We start from the raw sequence: 16,869 nt of genomic DNA on the forward strand, positions 1-16,869 counted from the left end.
GATCAGATGGGCAGCTTGCGGAAGATGGGCCGCGGGATGTGTCGCAACACCATCATCACGTACTTGAATGCTCCTGGTGCCCAAGCCAATTCCTTACCTTTCGCGGACGCGCTGACCGCGAGGTTGGCAACGTACTCTTTGTCGACGGTCAGCGGCGCTTCCTTGACATGCGCGCTCATCCGGGTACGCACCTGGCCCGGACGGATCACCAGTACGCGAACTCCATACTCACGCAAGGCTTCTCCGAGACCCAGGTAGAAGCCGTCCAGGCCGGCCTTGGTGGAGCCGTAGACGAAGTTGGACCGCCGCACCCGCTCGCCGGCCGCCGAGCTCATCGCGATGATCTGGCCGAAGCCCTGCGCGCGCATCTTCTCACCCAGCAGCACGCCCACCGAAACCGCTGCTGTGTAATTGATCTCGGCGGCGAGCACCGCCTTGTGCTGGTTCTGCCACAGCTCTTCGGCGTCGCCCAGGATCCCGAACGCGACGATGGCCACGTCGACGTCGCCGTCGGCGAAGGCCGCCTCGATCATCTTGGGGTGGCTGTCCGGTTCGGTGGCCTCGAAGTCGAGCAGTTCGACCGAGCGCGCACCGGCTGCCTTCATCTGCGCCACCGCGTCGTCACGTCCGGGGTCGCCGGGCATGGCGGCCAACAGGATTCGCGCGTGCGCGTTCTGCAGATAACGCTCGCAGATCGCGAGCCCGATCTCGGAGGTACCGCCCAGCAGCAGGATCGTCTGCGGGTTTCCCACGGCGTCGAGCACCATCTAGAGCAGCTCCAAACGTCGGGCCATGTCGGAGGCGAAAACCCGTAGCGGGTCGGCCTTGCGGCGCGCGGCGATCCATTCGTCGATGCGCGGGTACATGGCGTGGAAGGTTTCGGCGGTGGTGCGCGAGTCTTTGGCGGTATAGACCCGCCCGCCGAATTCGAGCACCCGGCGGTCGAGTTCGTTGAGGAACTCGTTGACCCCGGGCTTGTTGGGGAAGTCCATCGCGACGTTCCAGCCGGCCATCGGGAAACTCAGCGGTGCGCGGTTGCCCGGGCCGAAGAGCTTGAACACGTTCAGCGCCGAGTAGTGGCCCTGGGTCTGGATCCAGCGGATGATGGCCTTGAATTCGTCCATCGCGTCCGGTGGCACCAAGAACTGATGCTGCGCGAAACCCGTTGGGCCGTAAGCGTTATTCCAACCGCTGACCAGGTCGAGCATGTGGTAGAACTTCGACAGATTCTGGATCTTGCCGGTGTAGGTTCCGCCGAGCCGATAGTAGGTCTCGCCGATCGCCATGAACGACAGCTTGTTCATCGCGCTGATCGGAAAGATGTTGGGCACCGTCAACAGTTGCGGTGCATCGAATTTCAGCGGATTCTTGGCGAGTTTTTTCGGTAGCTGATCCAGCTTCGCCAGGCTGCCCCTGCTGATGGCGGCGCGGCCGAGCTTCGGTGGCGGGCTGATCAGGTCGAACCAGGCGCTGGAGTAGGTGTACCGACTCTCGCTGCCGTCGACGTGCGCGGCGACTGTTTCGTCGAGGTCGTTGGTGGACACGCCGTCGGCGATGAAGTACGCCGTCTCGGTCGGTGTCATCGCGATGGTGGCGCGCAACACGATCCCGGTCAGGCCGTTGCCCCCGACGGTGGCCCAGAACAATTCGGACTCGGGGCCCTCAGGGGTGATCGTGTGTATGGAGCCGTCGGCCATCAGCAGGTCCATCGAGCGCACGTAGCTGCCGAAGCTGCCCGCGCTGTGATGGTTCTTGCCGTGGATGTCGGACGCGATCGCGCCGCCGATGGTCACCTGGCGGGTGCCGGGCAGCACCGGCACCCACAACCCGAACGGCAGCGCCGCCTTCATCAATTGATCCAGACTGACGCCGGCGTCGACGTCGACCAACCGGGTGTCGGCGCTGATCGAGTGGATGCGGTTGAGCACCGTCATGTCGATCACCAGGCCGCCGCCGTTTTGCGCGTTGTCTCCGTAGGAGCGGCCCAGCCCGCGCGCGATTACGCCTCGGCCGCCGGAGTCGGCGATCCGGGCCACTGCCTTGGCGATCACCTCGGGATCGGGCGTCGAGAGCACGTGCGCCACCGACGGCGCGGTGCGGCCGAAGCCCATCAGCCGGGTCGGGGTGGTCGGAAAGTCGGCGCTCAACATCGTCAAAGAGGGTACCGCTTGCACGGTAGGGGTCAGTGAATGCGGAAGATCACGACTCGCTGCACGATGAAGTTGATCACCGTGGCGGTGCCCTGTGCGATCACGAACGCGACGATGGCCGCCCAGCCCGTGTAGTGCATCAACACCAGACACAGATGGTTCAGCCCGACCTGCACGGCGAAGGTGATGCCGTAGAGAACCATGACCGCGATGAAGCGCGCGGTGCTCGGCTGTGCCTGGAAGGTCCATCGCCGGTTGATCAGATAGGCGGTGATGGTGCCCACGATGAAACTGATGGCCTTGGACACGTCGACCTGAACGCCCAGCACCTTCCAGAGCAGCATGTATAGCCCGAAGTCGACGACGGCGGCCATCCCGCCGGTCACCACGAAACGCGTGATCTGCGTGGTCAGACTCAGGCGCGCCGGAGCGGTGTCGGACTCGGGGGGAAGCATTCGGGGAGTTTATCGGGGGCGGGCGGGCCCCAGCGGCGGCTAGCGGGGCAGCTTCAGGGCGATCAGCTCGACCTGGCTTTCGCCCTGGGGGGTCGAGTAGGTGACGGTGTCGCCGGCCTTGTGGCCGGCCAGTGCCTGCCCCAGCGGACTGTGGGAGGTCAGCGTCTCGGCCTCGCGACCGACAGGCGTCTCTTCGACGATGGAGATCACGTGCATCGTGACGACCTCACCGTCGGCGAACTTCAGGGTCACCTCGGTGCCGCTCGGCAGCGAATTGTCCTCTTCGTGGTGGGACGGCCCGGTCCGCAGCCGCCGGTCCAGTTCGTTGATCCGGTCGCCGAGGCCGACCAACTCCTCGGCCCGCTGGATCGCCTCCGCCGCGTCGCCGTGATCGCCGGTCATCCCGCGGTCGCCCTTGACCTCGGCCTCGAGAAGATCGCGCCGCTCCCGCAGCCGTTGCAGCTCGGCGGCAAGACTCTCCCGCGCCGCATCCGCCACTGATTGGACTTTTTTACTCACGTCCGTCGACCTTCCGCGGCGCCCCGTGTTAGTCGCGGGAGCGCACCAATTTGCTTGGTGATGAATTTGTGGTGCCTCAGTGTTGCACCACACGAACTCGGCCGCCACCGATATTCGGCGCGCGCTTCATCGGTTATACACGCGCGCCGCCACCGGACGGCAGCACTTTTGGCACTGCCTGGGAGGCCCCACGCTGCCGAGCACCATCACCAACGGGCAAACCATCACCATCGCGAATGGCTTTGCCTACGACGTCCCCGTAGGCGGAACCACGATCCAAAGCGGTGGCCAAATCATCGTCAACTCCGGCGGAGTGCTCACCGTCGACAACGCCCTGACGATTGACGCGGGCGGTTCCCTGACCGACAACGGCGGCATGATCATCAATGCCGCAACCACCCTGTCCGACAGCGGCAGCCTGAGCGTGACCGGTGGCGGCATGTTGACCGATGGCGGGACGCTCACGGTCAATAGCGGCGGCACACTGACCGTGAGCACTACCACCACCGGTGATACCGGCTTCCTCACCGTGACCGGCGGTGGTGCTTTGTCCGATGCCGGCCACTTGACTGTCAACACTGGCGGCTTGCTGACTGTAAGTCAGGGTGGCACCGACACGGGCACCCTCACCGTGAGCAACGTTTTTACAGACGCGGGCACGGTCACCGTCAACGTCGGTGGCGCCTTCACCGATGCCAACGGGGGCAGCGTTTTCGTCAACGCCGGCGGCACCTTCACCGACGCCGGCACCCTCAACGTGAATGGTGGCCTGCAGGTCTTCGGCACGTTGAACGTCGACGGCGGCGGGGTTGTCAACGATGCCGGCTCATTCTCGGTGGGTCTCAACGGCAGCCTGACGATCGACCACGGCGGCATTTTCACGGTCGAGAACAATGGCTTCCTGCTCAGCAACTCGGGCACCATCACCGACTCCGGCGCGATGTTTGTCGACAATGGCGGCCACGTGGGCTTTGCCAGTGCCGGCTTGAACGTCACCGATGGCGGCGCGCTGACCATTCAGTCCGGCGGCGCGCTCACCCTCAACGGCGACGCCGCCTGGACTCTCAACACAGGCGGCACGTTGACCGTCAACGGCGCCAGCATGGTCACACTTAACGACACCGGCATCTTGACCGTCGGCAACGGAACCACCCTGACGGTCAACGACGGCGGGTTCGTGACGGTGAATGCCGGTGCCACCCTGCCCATCCAAACCGGCGGAAGCTTGATCATCGGACCGGCGGCCCGGGGGGCTCGGCCGGGCCCCAGGGTTTGATCGGCACCGCGTTTATTGCTCCGGCGGTGCCGACGCCTGCCGCGAATCCAGCGCTGAGCGCACTGGCTTCGCCGGGTCTGGCGGGAACCTCGGGACTCTCAGGGCTCTCGGGAATCCAAGTTCAGGCCAATACGGACGTGCTTAGGGACGTGCGCTGGGACGCACTGTGGGATGTGCTGTTCGACGCGGTATAGCGAAATCAGTTGGTGCACTGCATCATTCGCGATGCTCTAGTGTGACGGCGCGTCCGTGGTCTCGGTGACCGTCGCGTTGTCGTCGTACTCGACGATCTCGCCGCGCAGCGCGTCGAAGATCGCCTTGCCCTGCGATACGAGTCCACTGGCCACCTGGCTGAGGCCGTCCGCCCCGTTGAGCACGGTGAGGTTCGCGCCGGCGAGCCCGGCCGCGGCCCGCTCCACGATGTCGGGCAGCTGGTCGATGAGCGCCTTGTCCAAGGCAACCCGGTTGTGCGACGCCGCCGCCTCGGCCAGGATCTTCATTCGCTCCGCATCGGCGACGGCCAGGATCCGGACCCGCTCGGCTTCGGCCTCCGCGGGCTTGACCACCTCGGCGACCAGCTCTTGCTGGCGCAGTTCGGCGGCACGCTGGGCCAGTTCGGTGCGCATTGCCAGCACCTCGCGCTGGGCCTCGGCTTCGGCCAGCGGGCCCGCCTGGGCGGCCTCCGCCTGCGCCTTGTCGACCTCCGCTTTGTATTGGGCCTTGACGACCGCGGTCTGACGGGCGAATTCGGCTTGCTGGCGCTGTGACTCCTGCTCGGCCTCGGCGGCCTTCTGGTTGGCCTGGGCCTGGGCGATCTGTGCCATCTGCTGGATGGCCGCGTTGTGCGGTGCCGACATCGCGTTGATGTAGCCCAGGCCGTCGTCGTCGATGGACTGGATCTGCAGCGCGTCGACGGCCAGGCCGATCCGGGCCATCTCCTCCTTGGAGCCGTCGAGGACCTCGGTGGCGAGCTTCTGGCGTTCCCGGATGATCTGCTCGACGGTCATCGACCCGATGATCGACCGGAGGTGACCGGCGAAGATCCGGCCGGTGAGTACCGACATCTGATCCTGCTCGGACAAAAATCGTTGGGCGGCGCTGATGATGCTCTCGGTGTCGTTGCCGACCTTGAACGCGATCACCGCCCGGACGTTGAGAGTGATTCCCTGTTGGGTGACGCACTTTTCGGCGACCTCGGACTCACACATGGCCAGCGTCAAAAAGCGCGCCTTGCGGAAGAACGGGAGGACGAAGGCGCCGTGGCCGGTGACCACCCGGAACGGGGCGTCGCCCTTGGCTTTGGCACCGGAGATCAGCATCGCCTCGTCCGGCGCGGGCACCCTATAACCGAGCATTTCTTAGACTCCTTAGGTTGTGGTGTTGTGTAGCAGGGGAGTTCACTCGTTCCAAGGCTCGACCACCACCGTCCGTCCGCCCCGGGTCTCGACCACCAGGACCATGCTGCCCTTCGGTAGTGGGTCGTCGGACCAGGCAAGGAAGGTCTCCTTGGACCCCCGCACGGTCACCAACACCTCGCCGGGGCCACGGTCGCCGCGGGTCGCCACGACCAGCTTCCCCACACAACCGATTGCCAAGGCGTCGCTCACGGTCGCATATTCCTCCATCGAGGGAGTTTCGGCACGTTTGCCGCAAGGATAGACGCCGGCGTCGCACTGCCGAACCGGATGCATAGGAAACCTTTCGCTGCGTGCCGACGTCGATCCAAATCACCTGTTATCCAGGGTTTTTCCTATCGACCCAGCGTCTGACCGGAGTCTTGGCGGATTCTCAAAGAATCCTTGGTGCCCCGCTTCCAAGGATTCGTAGAGGGCGATGGTCGAGCCTTTCCTCACGCACCTGAATCGCTAGGCGCAGATGAGCAAAGGAGCCCATCATGATCACGACCAAGCTTGGCGCCGTGGCCGGAAAGGCCGCCCGGACTGTCGGTCTCGCGGTCTTCGCCGCTGGTCTCGCCCTCGGCTTGGCGACGGGGTTGGCCCACGCCGACGACACCACCACCGGTGGGATGTACGGCGACCCGATCACCGCGGCCGCGTTCTGGAAGCCCCAGACCTATGACGACTGCGCGCTGATGGCCGCCGCCGACGTGATCGGCGAGGTGACCGGGCACCCGGTCTCGGAGCAGGAGATCATCGCGGTGGCGCAGAAGCTGCCGAGCCGGTCCCACCCCGGATCGATCTACACCATTCCCAAGGACACCAGCGACCCGAACTCCGGCCAGGGCACCAGCCCCGATGACCTGCCGCTGCTGCTGGCGCACTATGGCGTCACGGCCAAGCTGACCAACACCAGCGATGCGCCCACGACGGGAGTCTCCACCGGGATGGCCGCGCTCAAGCACTACCTGGCCGACGGTCGCAAGGTGATCGTCGAGGTGAACGGCGAAATGATCTGGGGCCAGCCGGTGGACGCCAAGGACCGCAATGGCCAGCCCTCCTCCGACCACGCGGTCGTCGTCACCGGGGTCGATGTCGTCAACGACAAGGTGCACCTCAACGACAGCGGCGCCGACGACGGTGCGAACGAGACGGTTTCCCTCGCACTCTTCACCAAGGCGTGGGCCACCAGCGACGACGAGATGATCGTCACCGACGCGGCCGCCTAAACCCAGTACGGCACCCGGGCGCGGTATTGCCGCATCGCGAACGCCGCCAGGATCCAGCCGACGACGGTCAGCACCAGCACCACCGCCCAGTGCCGCATCTCCTGGTGGGCGCCCAGCAGCGGCGCCCGCACGATGTCGAGATAGTGCAGCAGCGGGTTGAGTTCGACGATCTTCGACCAGCTGCCCGCGCCCTGCTGCCGCAACGTGTCGTCGTTCCAGATGATCGGCGTCATGAAGAACAGCAACTGCACAATCGAGAACAGCAAGGGACCGATGTCGCGGTAACGCGTCGCCAGGATGCCGAAGCACAGCGACACCCAGATGCAGTTGAGCACGATCAGCGCCAGCGCCGGAATCACCGAAAGATCGGCCCACGACCACGGCTTGGGGAAGATGATCGCGACGACGAGATAGATCACGATGTTGTGCGCGAACAGGATCATCTGTCGCCACACCAGCCGGTACACGTGCACGCTCAACGGCGTCGGCAACTGCTTGATCAGACCCTCGTTGGCGACGAACACGTCGGCGCCTTCCAGGATCGCGGCGTTGATCAGGTTCCAGATGATCAGGCCGAGCGTCACATACGGCAGGTGCACCGACAGGTCGAGGTGGAACAGCTTCGAATACAGCCCGCCCATCGCGACGGCCGTCGTGCCGGTCGCGATGGTGATCCAGAACGGGCCCAGCACCGAGCGGCGGTAACGCTGCTTGATGTCCTGCCAGCCCAGGTGCAGCCACAGCTCCCGGCGGCGAAATCCGTCCAGCAGGTCGGTGCGGGCCCGGGTAAAGGTCCGCGACTGTGCCGCGGCGTCGATGAAAGTCATGCCGATCCTCCAGGCTTGCCGAACTGCTCACGACGTCCCAAGCGGCGCAACCGAATCCACTCCATCAGGCCTCGGGGGTCGCGCTGGGATATCAGGAAGAACCAACCGAACCGCACCCACTCCTGGACCAGCAACTTGCGCAGACCCGGCTGAGACAACAGATAGCCGCGGTTGCGGTAGGTGTAGAACCGCTTCGTCGGGTTGTCGGGGTATTGCGTGTGCATGCGGCCGCCCAGGATCGGCCGGAACTCCTCGGATCCGCAGGGATGCAGGTAGATGGTGTCCAGGCAGGTCCCGAACGGCAGCCCGGAGCGCACCAGCCGGCGGTGCAGTTCGACCTCGTCGCCGCGGATGAACAGCCGCATGTCCGGGACGCCGACGGCGTCCAGGGTGGACGCCCGGAACAGCGCGCCGTTGAACAGCGACGCGATCCCGGGCAGTAGGTCTTGTCCCGTTTCGGTGCGTAATTCGCTTGTGCGCCTGCGCCATACCAGGCCACGCCGCAACGGGAAGGCCAGCCGCTCCGGGTCGTCCATATTGCAGACCATCGGCGACACCTCGGCCAGGCCGTGCTTCTCGGCGCAGGCCAGCAGCGTGGCCAGCACCTGTGAGTCCTGTGGGCGGCCGTCGTCGTCGGCCAGCCACACCCAGTCGGCGCCCTGGGCCAGCGCGTGCAGCATGCCCAACGCGAAACCGCCTGCGCCGCCGAGGTTGCGGCGCGACGCCAGGTAGGTGGTCGAGATCGGCTGGGCGGCAACCAGGTCACGGATCCGGCTATCCGCACCACCGTCGTTGTCGACGACGATCAGGTGATCGGGCAGCCGGGTCTGCGCGCTGAGCATGTCCAGCGACTTCGCGAGCTCGTCGGGACGCCGGTGGGTGACCACGACGGCGAAGATGGACTCACTCATCCCCGGAAGCGCTTTGCGCCAGCGGTTTATCGGCCTGAATCTGCAGCCGGGTCTCTTCCAGCACCTCGCGGACGTGCCGGGCCGCATCCTCGCCCTCGTACGCGCGCACCACGTCTTCGATGCCACCTGTCTGGCGGATCACGCCGTGGTCGATCCACATCGCGGTCTTGCACAGCCGGGCCAGGAATTCGTTGGAATGGCTTGCGAAGACCAGGATTCCGGACCGCTCCACCAGCCCTTGCAATCGCGACTGCGCCTTTTTCAAGAAGTCGGCGTCCACGGCGCCGATGCCCTCGTCGAGCAGCAGGATTTCGGGGTCGATGCTGGTGACCACTCCCATCGCCAGCCGGACCCGCATCCCGGTGGAGTAGGTGCGTAGCGGCATCGACAGGTAATCCCCGAGCTCGGTGAACTCGGCGATCTCGTCGACCTTGGCCAGCATCTGCTTTCGGGTCTGCCCGAGAAACAGGCCACGGATGATGATGTTCTCGTAGCCGGAGATCTCGGGGTCCATCCCGACGCCGAGGTCGAACACCGGCGCGACCCGGCCGGTGACCTTGGCCCAGCCCCGGGTGGGCTCGTAGATGCCCGAAAGCAGGCGCAGCAAAGTCGATTTGCCGGCCCCGTTGTGGCCGACCAGGCCGACCCGGTCGCCCAGCTCGAGCGACATCGTGATGTCCCGCAACGCCTCAACGACGACGACGTTGGAGTTGTTGCGGCCGATCGTGCCGCCCGCCTTGCCGAGGAAGGCCTTCTTCAGCGATCGCGACTTCGCGTCGAAGATGGGAAATTCCACCCACGCGTTGCTGGTCTCGATATGCGGACCGCGAGGACCTGACACCGACGCCTGCTCTTACAGGTACTGTCCGGTGCCCGAGCCCGGACCGTGACGCCCAATTCCGTGGGGAAGGGCGCCCTGGCGCATCTGCTCGAGCTGCGCGCGGGCGGCCATCTGTTGGGCGAACAGTGCGGTCTGGATGCCGTGGAACAGCCCCTCGAGCCAGCCCACCAGCTGGGCCTGGGCGATGCGCAACTCGGCGTCCGACGGCTCGGCGTCGTCGCCGAACGGCAGGGTCAGGCGGTCGAGTTCCTCGCGAAGTTCCGGCGCGAGACCGTCTTCCAGCTCCCGGATGCTGGTGGCGTGGATGTCGCGCAGCCGCTTGCGACTGGCCTCGTCGAGCGGTGCCGCACGCACCTCTTCGAGCAATTGCTTGATCATGGTGCCGATGCGCATCACCTTGGCGGGCTGCTCGATCAGATCGGTCAGGGAGCGCTCGTCGGAATCCTCGTCGTCGGCCGCCTGGCTCAGTGCCATGATCCGCGGATCGACGCCGCCGATCACCTCGACGCCGTCGTCGTCGTTGCCGTTAGTCAATCCGGTCACCATCCTCTCGTACGTCTATGGCCGGGGCGCGGGGGCATTTCCGCGCCATTCGTAAATTCTGGCGCCGCCGTTGTCGTAGATCAGCGCCCACGACTTCGACTTTTCCAGCGACACTAGTCCGTCGGGCACGGCGAACCCGCGAACCGTGGGCGAGCTGGTGTAGATGTACCGGATATTGAGCGCCTTGATCGCCTCGACCACCTTCGGATCGTCAACACCCTTGCGGGCGGACAACCAGAAGATGTAGCGCTGCGGCCCCGGCCCGGTCTGCTGCGGGAAGTCGTAGTGGGTCCAGAGCGGATGCAGATCGGCCACCGCGTACATCCAGGCGGTGCCGTCGGTGTTCGCGTTGCCGATCAAGGTGTCGCGCGCGCCCGGCAGTTTCGCCAGATACGCCATCGCCATCAGGTCGCGCTGGTCGATGATCACCGAGTCGTACTTATCGCCGAACAGCACGATGTGGCGATACAGATAGTGCCGCCCGATGAACACCGTCGAGAACACCAGCAGCACCGCGGTGGCCGAGACCCAGAAGGGTGAGGGTAGTTGCTTGAACCGGCCGGTGATTCGTTTGGCGATCGCGACCGCCAGCACGACCGCTCCGAACAAGGCGATGGCCGCCATCGGCGTCACCAGCATCGTCACCACTGAGGTGAGCCGGCGCGGATCGTTGTAGAAGAACTGACTGAACTCCTCGATCACCGCCCCGGCCGCGTTGTGAAACGGGGCCCCCGAGTAGATCGTCGCCACGGTCAGCACCAGCCAGACCGCCACCGGCCACCAGATCCGCTTGTACAGCAGATACGCCATGCCGAGATACATCAGCACGACCAGTCCGTACTGGGTCGGAAAATCGTTGAGGTGGCGAGTGTGCAGCAGCAGCGCATCGATGACGCCCTGCTTGGCGCTCTTGAAACTGGGGAAGGCGTGCCCGGCGATGATGTCGGCCTGCCGGAGCACCCCGATGAACTGCGGCGCCAGGATCAGCCCGGTCGGCACCGCCGTCGCGGCCAGGATTGCGGTGTCGGCGAGCCGGCCCCGCACCGGATGCCACAGCACGTCCAGCAGCCACCAGCCCAACAGGAACAAGACGACGATGAATCCGCCGGTCAGGTGTACCGACAGCACGCCGACCAGCGCCAGCACGGCCATCGGGATGCGATCGCGATGCCGCAACGTCGAGGTGGTCAACAGGAACGTCGGGATCGCGACTCCGTAGGCCGCCAGGTTGGGCATCGCGGCCACGCCGAACTCGACGTAGGGCACCGAAGTGAACGACGCCGACAGCGCGGCCGCGGTGGCCGCGATCGCGGCCGTGCGGCCCGGCGTCACCACCGGGCGCAGCAGATGCCAGGTGAGCATCGCCGCGCTGGTCGGGAACAGCCAGATCGAGGCCGCCACCGAGCTCAGGGTGTAGCCCGTGGTCGGTGCCGCACCCGTGAGCTGGCAGAACACGGCGGTCAGGGCGTGGAACACCGAGGGGTAGTACAGCGCCTGGTGGGTCTCGACGTTGCGCAGCTCGCCCATGTGCGTGGAGGACGCCTGCCCGGTGTCGAGCATGAAGCGCACCTCGTTGGCGTGCCACACCGCATCCCAGGTGCTGGGGACGGTCTGCCAGTGGGCAGCCAGGCCCCGGTAGGCGGCCCACATGATCAGCAGCGTGCCCAGCAGCACCCCGGCCGCGACTGTCAGCGCCGGCAAGCGGGAGATCCCACGCGCCTCGGCGTCGGTGTCGCGGTAGCGGGCGAGCAGCAGCTGCAAACCCGTCGCCACCACACACACGACCGCGAGCGCCGCGAGCGCAGTCCAACCGTTCCAAGGAATTCCGAGCGCACCGTAAGGAATGATCGCCAGCGCGACGACACCGTAGGTCAGCGCCGGGCCAACTGCGACCGCGATTGGCCACCTTAGCTGGGCGATACGCGCAACGATTGTCCCCGGAGCGATCAGCAAAAACAGTGCGAGCAGCGTTCCGATCCACAAGCCCACTCGACTAGTATGGCTGGCCGGGTGACCTGGCTCGGGAAGCCACCGGCTGGCTCCAACGTCTGCGGCACCCGTTACCGTCACAATTTCGCTCAAGTGCGGAAGCTCTAAGGTGGCTGGCATGGCTTATGACGTCGCCCGGGTGCGCGGACTGCATCCGTCACTGGGTGACGGATGGGTGCACTTCGACGCGCCGACGGGGATGCTGATCCCCGATTCCGTCGCGACCACGGTCTCGACGGCGTTCCGCCGCTCTAGTGCCACCACCGTGGGCGCGCACCCGTCGGCGCAGCGCAGCGCGGCCGTCCTGGATGCGGCGCGCGCGGCCGTAGCGGATCTGTTCAACGCCGACCCGACGGCCATCGTGCTGGGCGCCGACCGCGCGATCCTGCTGTCTTCGCTCGCCGAGGCATCGTCCTCGCGGGCCGGCCTCGGCTACGAGGTGATCGTCAGCCGCCTGGACGACGAGGCGAACATCGCCCCGTGGCTACGGGCGGCGCACCGGTATGGGGCCAAGGTGAAGTGGGCCGAGGTCGACATCGAAAACGGTGAGCTGCCGACGTGGCAGTGGGAGAGCCTGATTGGGAAGTCGACGCGGCTGGTCGCGGTCACCTCGGCGTCGGGAACGCTGGGCACGGTCACCGATCTGCGGGCGATGACCAAGCTGGTGCACGACGTCGGCGGGCTGGTGATCGTCGATCATTCCGCGGCCGCGCCCTACCGACTGCTCGACATCAAAGAGACCGAGGTCGACGTGGTGGCGGTGAACGCCCTCGCCTGGGGCGGCCCGCCGGTCGGCGCGATGGTGTTCCGCGATCGGGCGCTGATCAACTCGTTCAGCTCGGTTTCCACCGATCCCAACGCCACCGGCCCGGCCCGCCTCGAGGTGGGCGCGCATCAGTTCGGTCTGCTGGCCGGCGTCGTTGCCAGCATCGAATACCTTGCCGCGTTGGATGAGTCGGCCCGTGGCAGCCGGCGCGAGCGGCTCTCGGTTTCGATGCAATCGGCGGCCTCATATCTCAACCGGATCTTCGACTACCTGATGATCTCGTTGCGGTCGTTGCCGTTGATGATGCTGATCGGTCGCCCGGAGGTACGGATCCCGCTCGTCAGCTTCGCTTTGCAGGGCGTGCCCGCCGAGCGGGTCGTGCAACGCTTGGCGGACAACGGAATTCTGGCCGTCTCCAATGAGAGCTCACGCGTGCTGGATGCCCTGGGCGCCAACGATATTGGTGGTGCGGTGACGGTCGGGCTGGCGCATTACTCGACGATGGCCGAGGTCGATCAGCTGGTGCGTGCGCTGGCGTCGTTGGGCTAACCCGGCCTCGCGTTTACGCCGCCGCCCGCCCTCGACTGTGCGGCGACGGCCTTGAGTGTGCGGTCACGGCGGAGACACGCCGAGAAATGCCGTCCTCCGCGCACCGTCAAAGCCACAGGCGCACACCGGAAGCCGTGAGCGCACACTCAACGGCAAAGCTAGACGGCCAGCACGATCTTTCCGTGCACGTCGCCCGACACCAGCTTCTGATGCGCTTCGCCGGCCTGCTGAATCGGCATGCGTGCGCCGATGATCGGCCGGACCCGACCGTCGGCGATCATCGGCCACACCGACGCCGTCACCGCGGCGACGATCTCCCCCTTGCTGTTCGGACCGGTCACCGGCCGGCCCCGCAGCGTCGTGCCGATCACGCGTAAACGCTTGGGCAGCAGCTTGCCGATGTTGAGCTCGCCCTTGAGACCCCCCTGCATGCCGATGATCACCAGCTGCCCGTCGGTGGCCAGGGCGTCGAGATTGCGGTCCAGATACGAGGCGCCCATGATGTCGAAGATCACGTCGGCGCCGCCGGACTCCTGTACCCGCGCGACGAAATCCTCGTCGCGATAGTTGATGGTGATCTCGGCACCCAGGTCGCGGCAGATGTCCAGCTTGGCCGCCGAACCGGCGGTGACCGCCACCCGGGCACCCAACGCGCGCCCGACCTGAATCGCGTGGGTCCCGATGCCGCTGGCCCCGCCGTGCATCAGCAGTAGCTGGCCCTTGCTCAGGTGCGCGGTCAGCACCAGATTCGACCACACCGTGCAGGCCACCTCGGGTAGCCCCGCGGCATCCTCGAGGGTGACGCCGTCCGGAATCGGCAGCACCTGGGGGGCGGGGACAGCGACGTATTCGGCGTAGCCGCCGCCGGCCAGCAGTGCGCAAACTTCTTGTCCGACCGACCATTCCGTGACAGCGGAGCCAACTTCGGCGATGACGCCGGATACCTCCATGCCGATGGTGTCACTGGCTCCCGGCGGCGGCGGATACTTGCCGGCGGCCTGCAGCACGTCGGCGCGGTTGACGCCGGCCGCGGTGACCTTGATCAGCACCTCGTCGGCCGCCGCGGTGACATCGGGGACGTCTTGCCAGACGAGTTGGTCGGAGGATTCGGCGACGATGGCGCGCATGCGGGCCACGGTACTAGCCCCGTTACCCTTGTCTGCGGTGGCGTGGCAGAGCGGCCTAATGCACTCGCCTTGAAAGCGAGAGACGGCTAAAACCGTCCGGGGGTTCAAATCCCTCCGCCACCGCAGTGTTCAGCGGCGACCCTGATCGGGTGTCGGCGCACAGCGAAGAATCGCGCCGATACCGTCGGCCGGGGCGAGTCGCTCGTCGGTACGAACCACCGTCGCACCCGCCGAAATCGCGAACACGGGCAGCGCCTCGTCGGCGCGCAGCGTCTTGGCGCCGGCGGCGCTTTGCGCCGGCAGTGCCGCGATGGTGGGAGCGACCGTTGTCATCCCCTCGTCGGCGGCCACCGTGGCGTCGTCGATGTTGCCGATGATCAGGGTGTCGATTGTGCCCTGACGCAGGGCAGTACAGACCGCACCGAGTCCCTCGGCGGCCAGCCCGGATCGCCGGCCCAGCTCGGCGCTGAAGCGCGCAGCCGCGGTGTCCATCGCGCCCTGCCGTTGCCACAGCAGTGTGGTGTCGATGGCGCGCTGAATCTCCTCGAAGTCATATCCGCCGCGCCGGTCCGCGATCGGCAGCGATGTCGCCCGCTTGCGAATGGATTCCGGCAGCGCCGCGAGCAGGCTCGAGCGCGCGTCGGCATCGCCAACCATGTACAGCGCGCCGAACGCCGTGTCGTGAGTGAGTTCGATGATGCGATCCGCGACCGTGCGCAATTGCTGGCCCGGCGTGTGGCGACTATCGACGGACTCGGAGAACCGCGTCGCATCGAGGTGGCTGGTAATGATGGCGCCGGTGCGGTCGGCCACTACCAGCAAGTAGTCCGAATGGGCGACGCCGAACTCGAGAATGGGGACGATATAGGGCAATTCGGAGACTCGGACAATTGGCGCCGCGGTGGGCCGGAGCAGGTATTCATTGAGGACGACGCCGCCGGCGGTGGCCACTACCGCGCGCCCGCCGCGGCCGATCGGCAAACGCAATTCCATGACGGCGTGTTCGAGTGCGGCGGTGATCGATTCGGCCGCGCCCTGCCGCTTGAGCTCTTCGTGCAGTGCGCGCCATTTCAGCTCGAGCGCCGGGCTGGGGTCGTCGTCATCATCGGAATCCTCGAAGTAGACCGACGCGAATGGTCCGGGCGCAGCGAGCAACTCGCGGAAGCGGTCCGAATCCATGCATCATTGTTGCCCGAATCGCTTGGAGGTAAAGCACATTTGCATTTGCGCGCCGTTGTGCCGTCCCGCCTAATACGGCGCATAGCGCAGGACGGCACCGATTCCGTCGGCGGGAGTAATGCGCTCATCCGTGCGGACCAGCGACGCCCCGACGGAAATCGCCAACAGCGGCAATGCTTCGTCGGCCCGCAGCGTCTTGGCGGGCGCGGCGCCCTGTTCCGAGAGCGCGTCGGCGCTCGGCGCGACGGTCTTCATGCCCGCGTCGGCGACTACGGTGGCGTCCTCGATCTCGCCGATGATCATCGTGTCGACCGCCCCGTTCCGCAGCGCCGAACAGACGGCGCCGAGGCCCTCGGCGGCCAGCCCGGAATTGCGGCCGATCTCGGCGTTGAAGCGCGCCGTCGCGTTATCGATCAGACTGAGCCGTCGACGCAGCAGCGTTGTGTCGACGGCTCGTTGAATCTCCTCGAAGTCGTATCCGCCGCGACCGATGCCGACCGGTAGCGATGTGGTGCGGTTTCGGAGCCCTTCCGGCAGCGCGGCCAGCAATTTCGCCCGCAACTCCCCGTCGCCCACCAGGAACACCGCTTCCAATGACCAGTCATCGACCAGTTCGCCGACGCGGTCGGCGATCGCGCACCGCAGCGGGGTATCGCTCCCGTCGACCGTCTCCGAGCGCCGGATGACCTTGTGGATGGTGATCAGGGCCCCTCGGGGATCGACCACCACCAGCAGATAGTTCGAATGCTCGAGCCCGTTTTCAAGGATGGGGACGATGTAGGGCAGCTCGGACACCCGCACGATCGGTTCTGCTGCGGCCCGCAGCAGGTACTCGTTGAGCACGACCCCGGTGGCGCCCGCGACCACCGCGCGCCCACCGCGGCGTATCGGCGGATCCAGTTCCGTCACCACGTATTCGATTTCGGCGACGACCGAATCGTCGGCTCCCTGGCGCTTCAGTTGTTCGCGCAATGCCGGCCACTGACGACGGGCCTGTGCGGCCGCGCCATCGGCATCCGCCGCGTCCGCGAAAAACACCGAGGCGAAGGGTCCCGGTGTGGCCAGCAGTGGCCGGAAGCGGTCGGATTGCATCCTGCTTGTTTGCCCGGCG

The 16,869-nt window shown here is 66.2% G+C and carries 17 protein-coding genes and 1 tRNA gene; 4 read left to right on the plus strand and 14 right to left on the minus strand.

Translation table 11 applies throughout. The features are described 5' to 3' along the window. Positions 1 to 2 precede the first annotated feature (2 nt). From G6N55_RS18150 to G6N55_RS18165, 4 genes are read right to left on the minus strand one after another with little or no spacing between them, the layout of a single operon-like run. Positions 3 to 767 (minus strand): decaprenylphospho-beta-D-erythro-pentofuranosid-2-ulose 2-reductase, encoded by a 765-nt coding sequence (locus tag G6N55_RS18150; RefSeq protein WP_085224790.1) that lies wholly within the window; start codon positions 765 to 767, stop codon positions 3 to 5. Continuing rightward, complete coding sequence (locus G6N55_RS18155; RefSeq protein WP_085224792.1) at positions 768 to 2,150, minus strand: FAD-binding oxidoreductase; 1,383 nt, start codon at positions 2,148 to 2,150, stop codon at positions 768 to 770. 32 nt (positions 2,151 to 2,182) lie between these two features. Continuing rightward, positions 2,183 to 2,605 (minus strand): GtrA family protein, encoded by a 423-nt coding sequence (locus G6N55_RS18160; protein ID WP_085224794.1) that lies wholly within the window; start codon positions 2,603 to 2,605, stop codon positions 2,183 to 2,185. Positions 2,606 to 2,644: 39 nt separating this feature from the next. Next, positions 2,645 to 3,124: a GreA/GreB family elongation factor gene (locus G6N55_RS18165; protein ID WP_085222022.1), complete on the minus strand. Its 480-nt coding sequence runs from the start codon at positions 3,122 to 3,124 to the stop codon at positions 2,645 to 2,647. 313 nt (positions 3,125 to 3,437) lie between these two features. Here G6N55_RS18165 and G6N55_RS18170 point away from each other — a divergent pair, with 313 nt between their 5' ends. Continuing rightward, a complete protein-coding gene (locus tag G6N55_RS18170) occupies positions 3,438 to 4,400 on the plus strand; it encodes a hypothetical protein (protein WP_139826825.1) in 963 nt (320 codons plus the stop codon). A gap of 230 nt (positions 4,401 to 4,630) precedes the next feature. Here G6N55_RS18170 and G6N55_RS18175 read toward each other — a convergent pair whose 3' ends face one another. Together G6N55_RS18175 and G6N55_RS18180 are read right to left on the minus strand one after the other, a co-directional pair. Beyond that, a complete protein-coding gene (locus tag G6N55_RS18175) occupies positions 4,631 to 5,755 on the minus strand; it encodes an SPFH domain-containing protein (protein WP_085222024.1) in 1,125 nt (374 codons plus the stop codon). 42 nt (positions 5,756 to 5,797) lie between these two features. Next, on the minus strand, positions 5,798 to 6,007 hold the full coding sequence (locus tag G6N55_RS18180; RefSeq protein ID WP_085222120.1) for a hypothetical protein: 210 nt from the start codon (positions 6,005 to 6,007) through the stop codon (positions 5,798 to 5,800). A gap of 287 nt (positions 6,008 to 6,294) precedes the next feature. On the opposite strand from G6N55_RS18180, the gene G6N55_RS18185 reads away from it, so the two are divergent. Then, positions 6,295 to 7,026 (plus strand): C39 family peptidase, encoded by a 732-nt coding sequence (locus G6N55_RS18185; RefSeq protein ID WP_085222025.1) that lies wholly within the window; start codon positions 6,295 to 6,297, stop codon positions 7,024 to 7,026. Here the strand turns inward: G6N55_RS18185 and wzm are convergent. From wzm to G6N55_RS18210, 5 genes are read right to left on the minus strand one after another with little or no spacing between them, the layout of a single operon-like run. After that, the gene (wzm, locus tag G6N55_RS18190) at positions 7,023 to 7,853 is read right to left on the minus strand and encodes a galactan export ABC transporter permease subunit Wzm/RfbD (protein WP_085222026.1); all 831 of its coding nucleotides are present in this window, start codon (positions 7,851 to 7,853) and stop codon (positions 7,023 to 7,025) included. The genes G6N55_RS18185 and wzm overlap by 4 nt on opposite strands. Continuing rightward, positions 7,850 to 8,764: a galactofuranosyltransferase GlfT1 gene (glfT1, locus tag G6N55_RS18195; protein ID WP_085222027.1), complete on the minus strand. Its 915-nt coding sequence runs from the start codon at positions 8,762 to 8,764 to the stop codon at positions 7,850 to 7,852. The genes wzm and glfT1 overlap by 4 nt, the downstream gene beginning before the upstream one ends. Then, positions 8,757 to 9,605, minus strand: coding sequence for a galactan export ABC transporter ATP-binding subunit Wzt/RfbE (wzt, locus tag G6N55_RS18200; RefSeq protein ID WP_085222028.1), 849 nt, complete (start codon positions 9,603 to 9,605; stop codon positions 8,757 to 8,759). The genes glfT1 and wzt overlap by 8 nt, the downstream gene beginning before the upstream one ends. A 12-nt stretch (positions 9,606 to 9,617) precedes the next feature. Continuing rightward, a complete protein-coding gene (locus G6N55_RS18205; protein ID WP_139826826.1) occupies positions 9,618 to 10,151 on the minus strand; it encodes a bacterial proteasome activator family protein in 534 nt (177 codons plus the stop codon). Positions 10,152 to 10,163: 12 nt separating this feature from the next. Then, positions 10,164 to 12,137, minus strand: coding sequence for a DUF6541 family protein (locus G6N55_RS18210; RefSeq protein WP_085222029.1), 1,974 nt, complete (start codon positions 12,135 to 12,137; stop codon positions 10,164 to 10,166). 118 nt (positions 12,138 to 12,255) lie between these two features. Here G6N55_RS18210 and G6N55_RS18215 point away from each other — a divergent pair, with 118 nt between their 5' ends. Beyond that, the gene (locus tag G6N55_RS18215) at positions 12,256 to 13,452 is read left to right on the plus strand and encodes a cysteine desulfurase-like protein (protein ID WP_085222030.1); all 1,197 of its coding nucleotides are present in this window, start codon (positions 12,256 to 12,258) and stop codon (positions 13,450 to 13,452) included. A gap of 158 nt (positions 13,453 to 13,610) precedes the next feature. Here G6N55_RS18215 and G6N55_RS18220 read toward each other — a convergent pair whose 3' ends face one another. Further along, on the minus strand, positions 13,611 to 14,579 hold the full coding sequence (locus G6N55_RS18220) for an NAD(P)H-quinone oxidoreductase (RefSeq protein WP_085222031.1): 969 nt from the start codon (positions 14,577 to 14,579) through the stop codon (positions 13,611 to 13,613). A 36-nt stretch (positions 14,580 to 14,615) separates the two neighbouring features. On the opposite strand from G6N55_RS18220, the gene G6N55_RS18225 reads away from it, so the two are divergent. Then, a tRNA-Ser gene (locus tag G6N55_RS18225) sits at positions 14,616 to 14,702 on the plus strand. Positions 14,703 to 14,708: 6 nt separating this feature from the next. Here G6N55_RS18225 and G6N55_RS18230 read toward each other — a convergent pair. Both G6N55_RS18230 and G6N55_RS18235 read right to left on the minus strand, forming a co-directional pair. Next, on the minus strand, positions 14,709 to 15,758 hold the full coding sequence (locus G6N55_RS18230) for a baeRF2 domain-containing protein (RefSeq protein ID WP_085222032.1): 1,050 nt from the start codon (positions 15,756 to 15,758) through the stop codon (positions 14,709 to 14,711). Between the two features lie 69 nt (positions 15,759 to 15,827). Beyond that, entirely contained in the window at positions 15,828 to 16,850 is a 1,023-nt protein-coding gene (locus G6N55_RS18235) for a baeRF2 domain-containing protein (protein WP_085222033.1), read from the minus strand. Positions 16,851 to 16,869 lie beyond the last annotated feature (19 nt).

The sequence above is a fragment of the Mycobacterium florentinum genome, from assembly GCF_010730355.1.
In the GTDB taxonomy this organism is placed as follows: domain Bacteria; phylum Actinomycetota; class Actinomycetes; order Mycobacteriales; family Mycobacteriaceae; genus Mycobacterium; species Mycobacterium florentinum.